16 protein-coding genes and 1 pseudogene are annotated in these 16,455 nt (G+C 44.3%); 6 read left to right on the forward strand and 11 right to left on the reverse strand.

The window, feature by feature from the left end; genetic code table 11:
• Nucleotides 1-467 precede the first annotated feature (467 nt).
• Together ACXAF2_RS10215 and ACXAF2_RS10220 are read right to left on the reverse strand one after the other, a co-directional pair.
• Nucleotides 468-1,158 (reverse strand): annotated as a pseudogene (locus ACXAF2_RS10215) (GNAT family N-acetyltransferase).
• Between the two features lie 13 nt (nucleotides 1,159-1,171).
• Nucleotides 1,172-2,281, reverse strand: coding sequence for a mandelate racemase/muconate lactonizing enzyme family protein (locus ACXAF2_RS10220; RefSeq protein WP_475138470.1), 1,110 nt, complete (start codon nucleotides 2,279-2,281; stop codon nucleotides 1,172-1,174).
• A gap of 87 nt (nucleotides 2,282-2,368) precedes the next feature.
• Between ACXAF2_RS10220 and ACXAF2_RS10225 the strand changes: the two genes are divergently transcribed.
• Complete coding sequence (locus ACXAF2_RS10225) at nucleotides 2,369-3,625, forward strand: transcriptional regulator (protein ID WP_475138471.1); 1,257 nt, start codon at nucleotides 2,369-2,371, stop codon at nucleotides 3,623-3,625.
• 5 nt (nucleotides 3,626-3,630) lie between these two features.
• Here ACXAF2_RS10225 and nhaC read toward each other — a convergent pair whose 3' ends face one another.
• From nhaC to ACXAF2_RS10250, 5 genes are all read right to left on the reverse strand, one after another.
• On the reverse strand, nucleotides 3,631-5,052 hold the full coding sequence (gene nhaC / locus ACXAF2_RS10230) for a Na+/H+ antiporter NhaC (RefSeq protein ID WP_475138473.1): 1,422 nt from the start codon (nucleotides 5,050-5,052) through the stop codon (nucleotides 3,631-3,633).
• A gap of 374 nt (nucleotides 5,053-5,426) precedes the next feature.
• Complete coding sequence (locus ACXAF2_RS10235; RefSeq protein WP_475138475.1) at nucleotides 5,427-5,792, reverse strand: hypothetical protein; 366 nt, start codon at nucleotides 5,790-5,792, stop codon at nucleotides 5,427-5,429.
• A complete protein-coding gene (locus ACXAF2_RS10240) occupies nucleotides 5,789-6,049 on the reverse strand; it encodes a hypothetical protein (RefSeq protein WP_475138476.1) in 261 nt (86 codons plus the stop codon). The genes ACXAF2_RS10235 and ACXAF2_RS10240 overlap by 4 nt, the downstream gene beginning before the upstream one ends.
• Before the next feature lie 589 nt (nucleotides 6,050-6,638).
• Complete coding sequence (locus tag ACXAF2_RS10245; RefSeq protein ID WP_475138478.1) at nucleotides 6,639-8,294, reverse strand: cell wall-binding repeat-containing protein; 1,656 nt, start codon at nucleotides 8,292-8,294, stop codon at nucleotides 6,639-6,641.
• A gap of 625 nt (nucleotides 8,295-8,919) precedes the next feature.
• Nucleotides 8,920-9,654 carry a plasmid pRiA4b ORF-3 family protein gene (locus ACXAF2_RS10250; RefSeq protein ID WP_475138480.1) on the reverse strand — a complete coding sequence of 245 codons (735 nt, stop codon included), beginning with the start codon at nucleotides 9,652-9,654 and terminating at the stop codon, nucleotides 8,920-8,922.
• Between the two features lie 200 nt (nucleotides 9,655-9,854).
• Between ACXAF2_RS10250 and ACXAF2_RS10255 the strand changes: the two genes are divergently transcribed.
• On the forward strand, nucleotides 9,855-10,217 hold the full coding sequence (locus ACXAF2_RS10255) for a DUF948 domain-containing protein (RefSeq protein ID WP_315635513.1): 363 nt from the start codon (nucleotides 9,855-9,857) through the stop codon (nucleotides 10,215-10,217).
• Between the two features lie 249 nt (nucleotides 10,218-10,466).
• Here ACXAF2_RS10255 and ACXAF2_RS10260 read toward each other — a convergent pair whose 3' ends face one another.
• The 3 genes from ACXAF2_RS10260 to ACXAF2_RS10270 form a co-directional block, all read right to left on the reverse strand.
• Nucleotides 10,467-10,877: a hypothetical protein gene (locus ACXAF2_RS10260; RefSeq protein ID WP_475138482.1), complete on the reverse strand. Its 411-nt coding sequence runs from the start codon at nucleotides 10,875-10,877 to the stop codon at nucleotides 10,467-10,469.
• Nucleotides 10,878-11,115: 238 nt separating this feature from the next.
• Nucleotides 11,116-11,715 carry a DnaD domain-containing protein gene (locus ACXAF2_RS10265; RefSeq protein ID WP_475139170.1) on the reverse strand — a complete coding sequence of 200 codons (600 nt, stop codon included), beginning with the start codon at nucleotides 11,713-11,715 and terminating at the stop codon, nucleotides 11,116-11,118.
• A complete protein-coding gene (locus ACXAF2_RS10270; protein ID WP_475138484.1) occupies nucleotides 11,715-12,119 on the reverse strand; it encodes a hypothetical protein in 405 nt (134 codons plus the stop codon). Before ACXAF2_RS10270 ends, ACXAF2_RS10265 begins: the two co-directional genes overlap by 1 nt.
• 199 nt (nucleotides 12,120-12,318) lie before the next feature.
• Here ACXAF2_RS10270 and ACXAF2_RS10275 point away from each other — a divergent pair, with 199 nt between their 5' ends.
• From ACXAF2_RS10275 to ACXAF2_RS10290, 4 genes are all read left to right on the forward strand, one after another.
• Nucleotides 12,319-13,134: an alpha/beta fold hydrolase gene (locus tag ACXAF2_RS10275; protein WP_475138487.1), complete on the forward strand. Its 816-nt coding sequence runs from the start codon at nucleotides 12,319-12,321 to the stop codon at nucleotides 13,132-13,134.
• 492 nt (nucleotides 13,135-13,626) lie between these two features.
• Nucleotides 13,627-14,514, forward strand: a complete 888-nt coding sequence (locus ACXAF2_RS10280; protein ID WP_475138488.1) for a helix-turn-helix domain-containing protein — start codon at nucleotides 13,627-13,629, stop codon at nucleotides 14,512-14,514.
• Nucleotides 14,515-14,575: 61 nt separating this feature from the next.
• The gene (locus tag ACXAF2_RS10285; RefSeq protein ID WP_475139172.1) at nucleotides 14,576-14,746 is read left to right on the forward strand and encodes a TRAP transporter large permease subunit; all 171 of its coding nucleotides are present in this window, start codon (nucleotides 14,576-14,578) and stop codon (nucleotides 14,744-14,746) included.
• Nucleotides 14,747-14,787: 41 nt separating this feature from the next.
• The gene (locus ACXAF2_RS10290; protein WP_475138490.1) at nucleotides 14,788-15,549 is read left to right on the forward strand and encodes an SDR family oxidoreductase; all 762 of its coding nucleotides are present in this window, start codon (nucleotides 14,788-14,790) and stop codon (nucleotides 15,547-15,549) included.
• A 354-nt stretch (nucleotides 15,550-15,903) separates the two neighbouring features.
• Here the strand turns inward: ACXAF2_RS10290 and ACXAF2_RS10295 are convergent, their stop codons facing one another.
• Nucleotides 15,904-16,437 (reverse strand): DUF6241 domain-containing protein, encoded by a 534-nt coding sequence (locus ACXAF2_RS10295; RefSeq protein WP_475138492.1) that lies wholly within the window; start codon nucleotides 16,435-16,437, stop codon nucleotides 15,904-15,906.
• Nucleotides 16,438-16,455 lie beyond the last annotated feature (18 nt).

Consider the following 16,455-nt stretch of genomic DNA (forward strand, 5'->3'; position numbering starts at 1 on the left):
CACTCGACCTCCTGTTATCAATGGATCAATCCTTTTGTTGCCTCGTTCACATTCACCACCTTCATAAATTAAAAACTACTATTCCTAAACTTGTTAGCGCTTACATTAGTTGAGAAAAGCAGTTGGATTAGATTTAATTTAGTCGAGAAGGTATGAGGAAGCAATTGATTTGGAGAATGTTGTAAAGTATGAACAGTAAATCTTTAAATATTGCAGTCTATTTATTTGTCAATCTGAGAACGAATTTATGAGAAGCTGGAGGAGAAGATTCATATGATAGGTGCTATAAGGAGTTCTCTCCCTCATAAGTGTGAAGGAGAGAACTCCTTATGAATCGGGAATTGATGATGAAACAATCACTTCAAGATTAATAGATGAAAGTAATAAGATTCATCTCTTGGATTCAACAAATTAATTGTTCAAAAAAGGAAGCACGAGAACCGTCCCGGTGCTTCCTTCGCATCTGCTTATCCCTTCCCGTATACAACACTGTCATCTGATTCGAGTGATATTCCACGCCATCCGGCTTTTAGCATTTCCTGCTGTTTCCAGACATCAGCTATCGGTACTATCTCCACTTTGTAAATCTCTCTATCACCTTTGCCATCAAGTCGTTTGACGAAGATGTAGCGCAGTTGCTGGTTGTATTTGTGTTTCAGGGCTTTGATTTGCATGCCTTGTTTGAATTTGTCTTTCATGCTTGGAATATTGAAGGGAGCGACAGTGCAGGCGACATAGGCGAAGGTCTGGTCAAGGTTCTTCAATTCATCCATGATCAGGTACGCCAATGTCTGCTGGAGGCGGTTCCCTCTGTACACCGGATGTACGACCGATATTTCCTGATAGATGACCTGTGGAAGCTCCTCAGCGGCCAACCCGATATCATGGCCAAGATGCTCATCATCTATGGGAGGGATCAACAAAGCGCGGAAAGCGATGAGTCCACTCCCTGTGAAGGCTCCAATCATCAGTCCATTCCCCTCCAAGATATAAATGAATTCCTCTTGACTCAGGGGCTGAAGAGACGATTTTTTCATTGAGCTCCTCCACCACGGTCTCCTGCAGATCGAGTATTTGCCGTAAATTCTCCCTCCCCAACACACGCACTGTATAAGGTTCGTCTGTCTTTTCCAAAACGCCTTCGAATAGTTGCTCCATCCTTTCCCTCTCCTTACTCTATGTCACTTGTATAACGGGTCAATTCTTTCAATATCCCTTTATCCACTTTCACCCCAAGTCCCGATTTTCCCTTCAGGCGGATGAATGGAATATCATATTGAAGATCCCCGATATCCTTGGAAAACTTAATCGGACCAGTCAATTCTACACTCGTGATCGCTTTTTTGGAAAACGCGACGTGGAATCCAGCCGCAGACGCGATAGATGATTCCACCATCGACCCTACCTGGCATTCCATCCCCGCCATCTCGGCCATATGAGTGAGTTTGACTGCAGGATAGATTCCACCGCATTTCATCAATTTAATATTCACTTTATCCGCTGCCTGCTTTTGGATGATATCACGCATCTCACGTGTTCCCTTTAAACCTTCGTCAATCATCAGAGGGAGAGTGGTCATCGACTTGATCCTGACCATGCCTTCGATATCATCAGCTGCTACAGGCTGCTCGAGCCAATCGATACCCAGTTCTTCAAGAAAGCGAATGGCCTTCAAAGTACGACTGCTGTTCATCCATCCCTGGTTCACGTCTACCCGGATCGGCACATCATGGCCCACTCGTTCCCGGACCGCCCTGATCCGCTCAATATCCTGGTCGATAGCTGTCCCGACCTTCATCTTAAGTGATGCGAAACCCGCTTCAATCATCCTGGCCGCTTCCTCTGCCATTTGCGCCGGCTCTGTTATACTTAACACGTGGGTCAAGGGAAACGCTTCATGGTAGCGTCCGCCCAACAGCTGATAAACCGGCTGGTCCAATGCTTTTCCCATTATGTCGTAACAGGCGATATCGATGGCCGACTTAGCAGCAGGAGCGTTGTAGATCGCTTGATCCATCAGTTCATGGATCTTCTCGATCTGAAAAGGGTCGCGGCCGATCAATGCCGGGGCAAGCGTATATTTGAGCACCTGGAAGGTACTTTCCCATGTCTCCCCGGTCACATGCTCATCAGCAACGGATTCGCCATACCCGATGATCCCCTCATCCGTCTCCAACTCGGCGATAATGGAAGGCATGTCATCGTACGTATGATAACTGACAATGAAAGGCTGTTTAAGCGGAAGTCTTATGGCATACAAATTGATTTTCTTTATGATCATATCAAACTCACTCCTATTCTTCTAACATCTTTTCGCTGGGATTGGTATAATGTCGTTATATAGTCGTTATTAAGGAAAGGAGAACCTATGAAAACGAAAATCGCCCTGGTCGGTTCAAAGGATTTCACCCATCATGTGACAACTGCCATTGCGCCTGACCTTCCCGACATTGACATGATTCCCTACGTCTACACAGAACCCACGGAAGCAAGCAAGCTGCTGACATCGATCACTCCATGCGATGCGCTATTATTTTCCGGGGCGCTGCCATACTTTTTTTCAAAAGAGGCATGGAACTCCATTACCATACCTGTTCTTTACCTTGAGCAGGATGAAACTGCATTGGTCACCTCTTTATTATATATCCTGTACCATCACGGGATACAGCCCCAGAGGGTATCGATTGATCTGATGGATACCTCCATCATCGATCACGTTGCATCGGACCTGCATCTCAAGAATCCGCCCCGCCATGTGATGGACTGCAAGGAACGTCTTCCCCACCACTTCGACATCAGAGAATTTACGGAATTTCACAGACACCTGTATGAAGCAGGTGAGACAGAGCTTGCCTTGACGAGCATCCATGCGGTGTATGATCAGCTGATTCAATTGAATATTCCCTGTATGAGAATGATTGATCCAACAAAGTCGCTTATACGTACAATCCATGAAGCAGTTTCACAAGCCGAGCTGTCTAAACGAAAAGCAGCCACAATCGCAGCTGCCACTATTTCCTTACATGATGAAAGAAACCATCTTCCTCTTGAATCCCTGGCCCGCCTGATGAAAGGGAATCTCCAGAGTGAGGAAGATTCCTATATAATCTACAGCAATAGGGGAAGCATCGAGGCTTTCCTGGAAATGGAAGAGTTCACCACTTTGTTCAAGCGTGGGTACAGTATTCATATTGGATTCGGTTATGGAGACACCGCACAACAGGCAAGGGCAAACGCAGAGGCAGCCCTGTCATTTGCAGAACAGAACAAGGCCGAAAGCTGCGCTTTTATCTTAAATGAAGAAAAAGAACTGTCCGGTCCTTACCCTGCACAATCGAGAAAGCAACAATTAAAGAATAATCATCCCAACTCACTGTCACTAGCGAAACAATTGAAAATGAGCCCTGCCAATTTGTCCAAGCTCATTCAATTCCAACAATCCCGTTCCTCCCGGGAGTTCACGGCTGCAGAGCTGTCGGATTACCTTCAAATCACACGGCGCTCATCGGAACGGATCTTAAAGAAGCTGGTCGACAACGGGGCAGCCAAAATCACCGGAGAAGAAATGACCTATTCCCAGGGAAGGCCCCGGGCCATCTATGAATTGACCTTCCCCATCTATTGAGCACATCAGGAGGAAATCGTCGCATCCTCCTGATCCGCTGCCTTCATTTCCGTCTCACTCAGCTTTTCAATGGTGAAGCCGGTGAATGCGTAGATAATGGAAATGACCGGCACAACGAAATTCAGTACCGCATAAGGGGCGTATTCAAATGCATGAACACCGAGAGTTCCTAATATGAACACCCCGCACGTATTCCATGGGATGAAAACCGACGTCAGCGTCCCGCCATCCTCCAGAGCCCGGGACAAATTCTTCGAATGCAGTCCTTTTTCTTTATAAGCATTGGCATACATCCGGGAAGGAACGACTACCGAAATATACTGTTCTGAACAGGAAGCATTGGTGGCAAAGCACGAAACGACAGTGGATGCTACAAGACCCTTCGCTGTTTTGGTCACCTTCAGGATCTGATTGACAATCGCCGACAGCATGCCCGTATGCTCGAGGATCCCCCCGAAGGTCATGGCAACGATCGTCATGGATACTGTGTACATCATCGAATCAAGACCGCCCCGGGAAAATAAATCATCCACCATCGTATTCCCCGTTTCAATCACATAGCCGCTTTGCAGGGCTGAAACCGCATCTGCAAACGAATCACCCTGAATAAATACCTGTGCTCCGACCCCAAGGATGATTCCCACTATCAAGGCCGGGATGGCTGGAACCTTTCGCGCTACGAGCACAATGACAAGAAGCGGCACAATTAAAAGGAAAGGTGAAACGACAAAGCTGTCCTGCAGAACGCCGATCGTTTTCTCGATTTCTGCCGTATCGACCCCGTTCTTTCCAAAATCCCTACCGAGATAGGCATATACTAGAAGGGCGATGACAAATCCGGGAATGGTCGTATACAGCATATGGCGGATATGTACAAACAGATTGGTGTTGGTTAAACCCGAAGCAAGATTCGTCGTATCCGACAACGGCGACATTTTATCACCGAAATAAGCCCCTGAGATGATGGCACCGGCTATCATCGGCGCTGGGATCCCCATACTCATCCCGATTCCCATGCCTGCCACCCCAATGGTCCCCATTGTTGACCATGAGCTCCCAATGGCAAGGGAGACAATCGCACAGATTACCGCAATGGATAGCAGAAAAAGGGACGGTGTGATCATTTTCAACCCGTAATAAATCATTGTTGCCACAACGCCCCCTCCAATCCAGGCACCGATCGTCAGTCCGACCAGCATGATGATGACAACGGCCGGAAGCGCAAGGCGGATCCCCTTATACATCGCCTCCTCAATCTCTTTCCACTTGAAACCGGCAAACCAGGCAACAAGCGCTGCCGTAGTTGTCCCAATGATAAGCGGGATGTGCGGCCCCTGCTCCAACACCACGATCGTAATGGCCATGACCGTGATCATGACGAGGAGCGGAATGATCGTCAACCCAAAAGACATTTCCTTCTTCTTCATCCTAAATCCCCCTTGTAAACCCCTTTGTTTTTTGACAATTTTAAATTGTCGCTAAATAGACGTTATATAAGTACTATAATGGGATAGCGGGTAGTCGTCAATCGGATTTTGGTAGGGTTTAGGGGAAGCAGGGGGACGGTTCTTCTGCTTCCTTTAATAGAAGCAATAGAACCGTCCCTGCGCTCCCCTGTTTAGTGTGGGTGCCCAGGTCGCTGATCCCAGACCCCAAATAAAGACGAGGGGATCACCCCCCTCGTCTCGAACACTTATTGGGACACGGTGCCTGTCCACCAGTCCCACAATCTAACGCTTAACCGTGAATTTCCTCGGCTCAGACGACAGCGTCAATCTACTCTCATCCTGCATTGTAACCTTCACGTAGTAGTCCCCATCTGGATAATCACTATCCGGAACCCACGGAAGGTTATAAATGGAATGTTCATTATAGATGTCTGCTTCTTCAAGCGTTCCCCCTGTGCATCGGTAATTTCCAAATGCCAATCGAGGCGTTTGCATCCGAAGAGCATCAGACGCAGCGGCTTGGTTCCACTTACGCTTGAAGCGTTGTTGATGCCTAAATAGTTAATAAGGGGTTCAGCGTTTAAATACGTTTCATCCCCCTGGTACGCAACTCCCACATTCCGGGTATTATCTATGGCAGAGATGGTGACCAGCTCAGGCTTAACGTTGGAAATGTACTCTGATGCCCCATCTTGAACCCGTTGGGACTTTCCGTTCACCCAAAGCAGGGGCTGCCAAGAGGACCGGTGCCTGTGTCTTCTGTTAGATCCCAGCTGATATGGTAGTTTCCACCCGGCAACTCTTCCACCTTGATGTCTTCTACTTTAGGAGCCTCGGAATCTACTTTTATCGGGATCTTGGTCACTTGCGGTTCAGCCCCCTCATAATTCAACATACTCGTATATCCGTAATAGTACTGACCATCCGGTATGGTTTTCCCTTCATCATCCGTAGAATTCCAGAAGAACTCTTCCATCTTATAAGAGCACTCCTGTACCTCATGATGTTCTTTCTGAATTTAAAAGGAATTCCACATTCTGTTAATTCACTAAAGTTACTTATCGCTTTAATGGTATTCCCTTTTTCCTCCTGAATTCTCAGGGACAGCTCCTTCAGGTTGCGCAGTGCGGTGAAGGAAGGATTGGCCCCCTCACTAAGCAAGTGGAAACAGCCTTGCACACGACTAAGTTAGTACATGATAAGTCCATTAAAGCCCGGTTATTTTACAATATTTCCAGAGTGCTGACACGAATAGGAGAACTCGTGGATTCAATCGCCTATTGCGTCGAGGCCATCAAATTGTGTTTCGAAGAAGAACTTCTATGAGGATTGGGCGAATTCCATTATCAGATAGGCTACAACTATGAGTTGATCGGTGACTATGAAAAAGCCCTTCCTTATTTCAAACATGCCTTGCATATGTTTGAAATAAGGGAAGATAAGGTGTATATAGCGTTTCTTATAACTAAGATTAATGAGATTTCGGAGCGATTGCAGATGGGATGAAATAAACAAAGGCAGAGATAAAAAGGAAGCACAGGATATCCCTGTCCTTCCTTTTTATGTTATTTAATTTGTATCAAATTCGTATCCAATTCCTTCACAACGTTTTCGGTGATTGCTCCCGGTCCACCCCATACCATGTAATGAGAATAATCCATCAAGAGGGATTTGGTCGGACTTGGTATAGAGGTATAGCTGACCAACAAAATAGGCGAGTTATTTTTTGCTGCCAGCACAGATCCTGCAAGGGCATCAGGGAAGTTCTTTCCTGTCGCAACATATCCCGTGTTTTTCCCCAGTGCCAGGTTTTCAACAATCAACTTCGCTGTTTCATAGCGATTTATTCCACCGTAGCGAACCGGACTTGGGAGTTGAGTCTCTATTGACTCACTGACCGCTCCTGCCGCACCCACAATGATGGTATTTGCCTTCCCTGCAAGTGCTTTTTTCGTCGCATCCGGTAACGAAGCTTTTTCAGTCAATAAAATCGGGATGCTATTCTTTGAAGCGTATGGTGCTACAGCCAGGGCATCAGGGAAGTTTTTACCGTTTGCGACCACAGCTTTTGTCGAGGGTATTTCTTTCGCCACATACGCAGCTGTCTCGTAACGGTTATCCCCACCGATTCGTTTCACAGAAATATCCAGGTACTCCAATTCTTCCACAACATGATTGGAAACGGCTCCCTCACCACCTAGGATGATTACGTTCTTCGCTTTGAGTCGTTGAACCTCCCTCCAGGTGGCAATCGGAAGTTTTTCCTTATCCGTCAATAGAATCGGGGCATTGTGATAATAAGCCAGTGGACCACCTGCAAGGGCATCTGGAAAGTCATTCCCTGAGACCAACACAACCGTGTCAGAGGTTTTGAAGCCCTGCTTTGAAATCTCCACTGCTGTGTCGTAGCGCTTCGCTCCCTGTATCCTGTCTGTTAACTCCTGAACTTTAAACGCATAGGGCATATTCGGGGTACCCCAATTGTTTTCCAATCTCACATAGTACGTTCCAGCAGGAAGCTCCAGCCGTTCTACATCCGGACCATACTCGGCAAAATGGACGTCTGTATCCAGGTTGACATATTCCTTCCCGTTCTCATCCACAAGAAGGGCATTCCATGATCCTTCATTATCCCTCGCTATACTGAAAGCAATTCTCTCGGTACGATCTAAGGTAAATGTAAAATAATCTTTGTCATCATATGTTTGTATGTGACCTTTGTAGGTTTTGTTCAATTGCATGGAAGATGCTGCTTCCATTTTGTCATTGAATTCTTTTTCATAATAATCGTTTTGGGTTTGCTGGACCATGAACGTATATGGGACCCCCGGGGATTTATGATAGTCTGTGCTCACCTTGATAAAATATTCCCCCGCAGGCAAGCTGATATTCACCTCTTCAGCACCCGTGACCCCTGAATGAAATCTAGTACTGAAATGTGTATAAGGGTCACCATTTTCATCGGTGATTTCCACACCCCACGTAGCGCCTTCCACTCGATTAAATTGAATAACCGTATTTCCAGTCTTATCGAGGGTAAAACGGTAAAAGTCTACATCCTCAGTCGATTCCAGTGTTCCTTCATACTCATGGTCAAGATTGATTGGTTCCGCATTCTCCAAAGTATCTCCCTGTACAGAAGCAGCTTTCACCGTTCCCCCTGTACATACAGATAATAACAACATCGTAATCATACTTAGACTGCTTAGAATTTTCCCCACATTTTGCCTCCTTAGTATTTGGGTTATTTTTACAACAAGTCTATTATACTATGTATTTGGGTTAATATTACATTTTAATTACAAACATAACTTTTGACCCATTCTTTCGGAGGACAAGGGGCCGGATCCCACGAAGAATCTATTATTCACAAGGGGCTCATGGCTTCAGAACCAAATTAAAAACGAGGGGATGAGTCCCACTCGTTTCTACTTAAAATGATAGTTTTAGAGCACAGGCTCCTTAAAGACTCTTCGATTACTGAGAAAGATAACATCTAAGTTAAAAAGTAATCCAGTTTATTTGACTACCTAAAGGAAATTCGACAAGTAAGATCAATTATTTAAAAAGAGGATTAATAAATCGAAAAGAGGATCAATAATCCGAAAAGAGGTTCAAAAATAGTCCGATCAGGGTTAATTCTTAAGCAGAGACACCCTCACCATCATTTCTGGCCGCTATATGTACCCATGTAACTCTCAAAATCCCACCTCAGCTAAAAATCCGCAAACTTTTCCTTGGTTTTCAAACAAAAAAGTCAGAATGGGATCCTTTGAGCATCGATTCAATCTCAATCCAGCCCGATTTGTTTACTGTGGGTGCCTGTCCCCGTCCCATCCCAAAAATCTAGCTCTTCCGATATTTATCCTCAATGATTTTGTAGTTTTCATGGTTAATCTTATCCCACTCAGTCTTCTTATAATTAAGCCCTTTGAGTTTTTGATTGATCCACACAAGATCATATTCCCTGAAATATACTGATTTAGCCCATGACTTCATGTTCTCATGCTCAGGATGCTTCTCATCACGATAAGCATCAAGAAATTCATAGAACCCATGTATACCACCAACATCTTCAGGTGGTGCTGTTTCCGCTCCATCAAGAAGAGTTGGAAAGCCAAAATAGTAATCGTCGACAATCCGCTCAAGCTTTACAGTAAAATGCCAACCATCACCAAAATCATAGGAATACCTGATTTCCTTATGCTTTTCCAGATACTCATCGATCTTTAAACCAGTGGGTTTGCGGACTTCTACCTTTAATCTTTCCTGATCATTTTTCTCAAATTCCAGCATTTCATGTGGTATCGACTTCAGCCGTTCTTCATACATGGCCTTGTTCTTCTTATAATGCTGATGCTCTAGGTAAGCTTCTTCATTATCCGTGACAGTCTTTTGATCCTCCGTCAGGTCGAATTCAAAAAGGTGATATCCTTCATGAGGATAACCACTCAGAAAATTAGTCACGTTCTGGATAATATCATGAAGCCTCTTATATGTCGCTCCTGCTGGCAAGATCACCCTTCTCCATATTAACGGATTGGACTCTTCTAATTCGATTTTGACAATGTAGGATTCCAATCTGAATCCCCCCTATTTAATATTTGCTGAGAAGGGACAAAGGGACAGGTCCCTGTCCCAGAACAAAAGAATACGAGTACAATGAATTCTCTCGTCATCCTCACTTTTTGTGTAATAGTGTCTGTCCCCATGTCCCAGGAAAAGGAATATCCGTGCCCCCATTCCCATAGATTTAGAGTAATCGAAAGGAGTTGGTCTCAATGCTTGAGTGGAGTGCTGTTATTGCAGCCGTCGCGTTCTCCGTTCTCGTCATCTATTTAATTATGACATTAAGAAAAGTAATGACAACCCTTGCTGAAACGGAAAAGACGCTGTCTGACGCCAGGAAAGCCGTGAACGGAGTGACAGAGGAAGCAGAAGAATTGATTCATACAGCCAACCAGATTTCGGATGATGTAAAAGGAAAAATGAAAGCCGTTGATCCTTTACTTGAGTCCGTTCATGACGTGGGTGATATGTTACAAAATGTGACCAGCTCGGTTAAAAGGACCGCTTTGCAAAAGAGGAATCCGAAAACCATTCATACGCAGGACAGTAATTCGGTCCAAATTAAATTGAAGTAAGTCATAAGAGGCCCGGGCAGCCGGCCTCTTTCTTGTGTTTTTTCCATTCCCTGTTTAACAAGTTGAGAATAGAAACGGTAGAACCTTCTCGACGCTCCCTAATTTCCGATATGAATGAGGAATATACTTTCGAAACAAGTGAACCAGGAATCGAAAATTCCAATGAAGAACCGGTGTACTCTTACACTGAAAAATGAATACGTTCATACAAATTTCTTCCGTGAGAACCGCCCCAGTTTCACCTTCCACTCAATCCCCATATCTAGCTCGCAGACACCATAAAATATGAAAATAGGTAAAAACAGGAATGATAACCGTAAAATACCCTTCAAAATCATTATTTAATAAATAAAAGGAGAAAATTAAAGAGGCTATTGAGTAACTAATTAGAAGGGTTACATACTCTTTAAAACGATGTGAATGAGGCGAAATCTTTAGAACAAGAAAGTCAATAAGGTAAGTAACGGGGATGCCGACGATAATATAAACCGGAATTTCATATAAAGCTACAACCACTACCGTTGCCAAAATTGGAGGATTATAATTATAACCTTGAAGTTTAACTGGTTCAGTGAACAAATAATCAGCTCCTACTGATAGTAAAGCAGATATGGGAGCTGAAAGAAAAATGGCCATAAATATTAATGCGAGTTTCTTCATTTTTTATGTACCTCTTTCAACCTTTGAATAGCTAGTACTGGTACTAATATAACACAATTGAATTTTTTCTCGTTTCTTTCTATGAGGCAAAATCCGGCTATTGAAACACCTGATGATCCACCACATCATTCTCCACACATACTGTATGTCCCATTTACATCTCCTCCTTCCCCCATTAAATACAAGAATCCGGTACAGAAGGACACCATAGAACATTCTTTTTTCATTCATGATTGCTTTACATGACCAAACCCCTACGCTCCCGATACTCTTCAAGCTCCGCCATCAACTTTGCCTTCTCCGCTTCAAACTCCTCATCATTTCCCTGTACTTCCTCTCTCTCGTCCGTGAACCACTCCGGCAGCTTTTCCGTTCGGATCGGCCTTCTCCCGGCACTATGCAATTTCCTCTTATGAACTTTCTCGAACATGAACTGAAACTCTTTCGCCCTCGCATCCTTCACATCCCGAACGTTCAGTTGCTCCCACTTCACCAGGATCGCGTCCACATAGCTCCAGTACTGCTTCCCTTGCTCAACCGCTCGCTTCATCGCTTCGACGACGAGGCTCTCGGAAAGATTTTCACACCAGGTTTTGATTTTCTCTTGAATATAAGAACCCAGTCTGCCGAATCCATTGTCTTTGAAAAAGGAGAGCGGACACTCACCCACGCTTTGTTGTTGTTCACGATTTTCTGAAGGATTCTTTGAAGTACTCTCTGTATACGTCCCCTCTTCCTGATGGGACTGGCCATCATTCGAAGGGGATGACGTGGTACGTTCAGGCGTAACAGGCGGGCAAATGGAAACAAGCTCAGACACGTTACACCGTTCATTCATCACCCGTTTGACATTCTCAGCAACCGGCTGCACATCACATTGCTCAAGATGATACTCGAAGACGAAATCGTCCTGAACTCCCGGACCAGAAGATGATGTTCCACCAGAAAGTCGATGGCATCCTTCACCTGCCGCTTCGTAAATCCGTATATATCGGCAAAGGCCTGATAGCTCTTCTGAAGCATATCCCCCTTGAATTTCGTCCTGGCCCCACTGATCAGTCCGCTGTCATCCCTGATCATCGTCGGTCTGTACCAATACACGATATCCGCGAGAAGCGCAATCGCTACAAAATGAGCCTTCCCACTTGTAAATGTGATGTTCTTATACCATAAATGAGGAACGATATTCCCCACGATCTCCAATTCACCGATTTGATCCACTACCTGACATCCTGATTTCATCTTCTCTTCCACCCTTCTGATCTATTCATGTTTTAAATAGGTTGGAAGAGTGAAAAAGGACACCCTATAAAAAATATTTTTTAGAAATTCTCGATTATTAGAACAGTGTATTCTTTATTCTTCAATCATTTCCGATATGAAACAACGTCTTGACGAATATAATGTAGAAACAAATTAACAAAATTCAGGGGGGACAGCCATGAACACCTATATTGAAGTGGAACCAGGAATCGAATTATTCGTGCAAGAAGCCGGCAGTGGGGAGCCCATTGTCTTTATTCCGGGGTTTACCTTTACGACTGAAGTCTTTTCCGAACAGGTCAAACATTTTTCAAAAACCCACCGTACGATTGTGGTCGATCCCAGAAGCCATGGACGGTCAACCATGACGGTCCACGGGAATGACTATGTCACGCATGGGACAGATCTACAAAAGGTATTGAAGCAATTAAAGGTAGAGAATGTAACGCTTGTCGGCTGGTCATTCGGGTGCTTAACGGTTTGGGAATATATTCGCCAATTCGGCACGGGTGGAATCAAATCACTTGTTTTCATTGATATGCCGCCAAAATCGTTATCCGTTCAACAAGATCAGGATTGGGTGGAAGGCAAACTTGATGAGATGGCTGCGGCCTACACGAACTACCTTCGCAATCCAAAAGGACAACGGGATTTCATCTCTGCTTATGCCGAGGGAGTCATGGTCCAACGGGAGTTGAAGGAAGAAGAATTGACCTGGATCGTCGATCAATCACTGAAGACACCTTACTATATTGCGGCCAATTTGTTTTCTTCGGGGCTATTTTCTGATTATCGTGAGGAGGCGGCAGAGAGCAGTGAATCTGTAGCGACTCTATTTGTTGTAGCCGAGCACTGGGCAGAAGCCGCGACCTCCACCCTAAGCAAACTAGCCCCTAAAGCATCGGTGGAGGTATTGGGAGGACACCTTATGTTTTGGGAGTATAGTGAGAAGTTTAATGGTGTGGTTGAGAGCTTTTTGGAAGGGAATGGATAATATTTTTCTGTACTGACGAAGACTAGAGCAACAGAGACTGCCTTTTTCGCTGAGAAGGCAGTCTTTTCTTTGAAGATAAATTTGATTGACGGAACGGTGTATTTCATTTATTAATTGATGGTTCAGACTTTTGAACTCACGATGCTTAATCAAAAAAAATTCCTCCAATAATAGAATCAGTGTCCTTTTATTATCTGAGGTTCTATGCCCGGGACAATGGCTCAAATTATCCTTCCTCCCCCATTTTTATGTGAAATGTAAAGTGAGGTGGTTTCGAGGATAAACAAATTCACCGTAATACAAAAGGCAGCTTCCCCAGGAAAAAGACGGGGTTTTGATGGATTTACCTTGTAACAATGAGGAGGCAGTTCACGGTTTCAAATCATTCACTTTTGAATCGGTCCTGAAAGAATTGGGCGGTCCCCCCCCTCAGTAAGACCCCTCCCCATGTTACACTAAGAAGAATAATGAATACCCCAAAGAGGTGCTACTATGGACTACTCAGTAATTGGAACAAAAATCAAGGAAATGAGGAAGATGGTCGGGCTCACACAAGGAGACCTGGCGGAAGGAATCTGTACGCAGGCACTCATCAGCAGGATTGAAAAAGGAGACATTTATCCAAGTGCCACGGCTCTGTATCAAATTGCTGTTAAACTTGGTGTCGACATCAATTATTTCTTTGAAATCGGAACCACGCCCAGGCTGGATTATATCAGGGAAGTGGAAAAGCAATTAAGATTTTTAAGAGATACACGGCAATACAAAGGGATGATCGATGTCGTGAAAATCGAGGAAAAGAATCCCCTATTTTATAAAGATAATGAGAAGCTTCAGTTACTCTACTGGCATAAAGCGATCTACTTGTATGAAGAGAAGAAAGAAACCGAATCGGCCTTTACCCTTTTACATAAAGCTTACCATCTTACCGCCCATACTAAAAAAGCCATGTCCGAAAGAGAAATGGAGATCCTGTCAACCATTGGTACGGTTCATGCTACGCTACATCACCATGACGAAGCACTCGATTACTATCACCAAGTTGAAACAGCCATGAAAACAACCGCACATTTACAAGAAAAGGTCATCAAAACCAAATTATTCTGTAATATGGCCAGAGTCCTGACCCGCTGTCACAGACTGGAAGAGTCAACAAATTATTGCCTAAAGGCGATCAAGTGGTGTTTTGAGGAAGAACTTCTTTGGGGAATAGGCGAGCTGCATTATCAAATCGGCTACAACTATGAGCTGATGGATGACATGGAAAAAGCCCTTTTCTATATGCAACGGGCATACCATATGTTTGAGCTCCGTAATGATAAAGTCCATATAGACTTTCTCGGGAAGAAGATGGAGAAGATGAGGGCGCAGGAAGCATAGGATTCATCCACCGTATTTGGGTTATGATCGTCATTAACATTGCGATTGGAACACTGAAACACTGACTCCTCCGGTAGGTGTCTGCCTGTTCGTGGCATGCTCCTCCGCCGGCGTTAATCTCGATCATGCGATGAAAAGTGCCATTCCATATGTTCTGGTGCTTTGTTTTTCACTCGTTTTAATCGTGCTGTTTCCGTCGATTGTTACGTTTATTCCTAATTTGATTGAGTGATCAATCTAACAAAAGAAGAAATTGCAGAAGGAGAGATACATATGACTAAGAATCTATTTGATTTAACCGGAAAGGTAGCCGCCATCACGGGGGCTACGCGTGGTATTGGACGGTCAATGGCAATGGCCCTGGCAGAAGCCGGAGCAGATATTGCCTTACTTCAAAGAAATCCGGAACAGACTGATGTGAAGGAAGAAATTGAACAGTTTGGTAGAAAGTGCTCCATTATACCATGTGATCTTGAAAAGGAAGAAGAAGTGAAATCGGCTATTCCCAGTGTGATCTCGACATTTGGAAAGATTGATATTTTAGTAAACAATGCCGGCATTCAGCGCCGATCGCCTTCTGTTGATTTCCCTGAATCCGATTGGGATAATGTGCTGAATATCAATCTAAAAGTCGTCTGGTTATTGTGTCAGGAGGCAGGTCGTCACATGGTTGCGCGGGGAGAAGGTAAAATCATCAACACCGCTTCCCTCCTTTCCTACCAAGGAGGATTGACCGTTCCAGCCTATGCAGCAGCAAAAGGCGGTGTGGCACAACTCACGAAAGCCCTCTCCAATGAATGGGCGAAGGAGGGTGTCAATGTAAACGCGATTGTTCCAGGGTATATTGCTACGGACATGAATACTGCTCTGATAGAAGACCCTGTCAGAAGTAAACAGATTCTTGATCGGATTCCAGCTGATCGATGGGGAGAACCGGATGATTTCAAGGGTACCGTCGTTTATTTAGCTTCGGAGGCTTCGAATTATGTGCATGGGCATTTGGTGGCTGTTGATGGGGGGTGGCTTGGGAGGTAGTTTAATGATTTAAGTTTTACTACATTTTAAAAAATCCTATATAAAGGCCACTGGAAACGTGCCCTTTATATAGGATTCTTTTATGAATTTCCACAAACATAAGGATGCTAAATTATGGAGTGGCTGGTGTTTTGTAAACATTTTTAATAATATGTTCTTTCTGTTTCTGGTGGATAGTCATGAGGAGCCAAGTGAATAAGGGCATGTATTGTGGTCTGATTATTAAGTGAAATATTTTATTAGTGAGTGAACAAGAATGAGCTTGAGGTTTGGTGCCTCAAGCTCATTTTTCCATCTGTTTATAGGGTAGAGCCACAGAAAAGACGTGCCCCCTGATACATCTTCACTCCCCTATTATCGCTTCTCTTTCTTCTGGCTTTCGATATACTTCTTCTCTTCTTTAGTCGACAGCAACCCTGTTGCTCTTCCGATATTCCCGTTCCTCATTCTCCAAATCTTATTATGATCACTGACGGCACCAGAGAAATCCCCCTCTTTCCAGCTCGTTAAGATTTCTTTATAGGTGTGTTCACTTTTATAGTTATTGATTTCTAATTGCCCTAACAAGTAATCGATACGTTCATCGGTTATCTCAAAGAATGACCATTTTTCCTCTGCTTCTACCTTTTGGTGACTCATCGCATGTATGTATTGCTGAATCAGATCTTCACTTAACGGTGTCTTTACTTTTTCCCCGAATGGATTTTCTTTGCCCGTTTTGGTTTGAGGTGCAGTGGTGGTTACACCCGCTGTCGAGACTACATCTGTTTGATTAATATCATCCGTTGTGCCTGCATTATTCAAACTGCTTACTGCAATATAGACTCCGATGGCCGTAAAGAGCAGGACGCTTCCCACTATGATGGTGAATGATTTTTTTCGCAGCATGGTTCTCCCCCTGTATGG

Source organism: Rossellomorea sp. ABR4_004 (assembly GCF_056159585.1).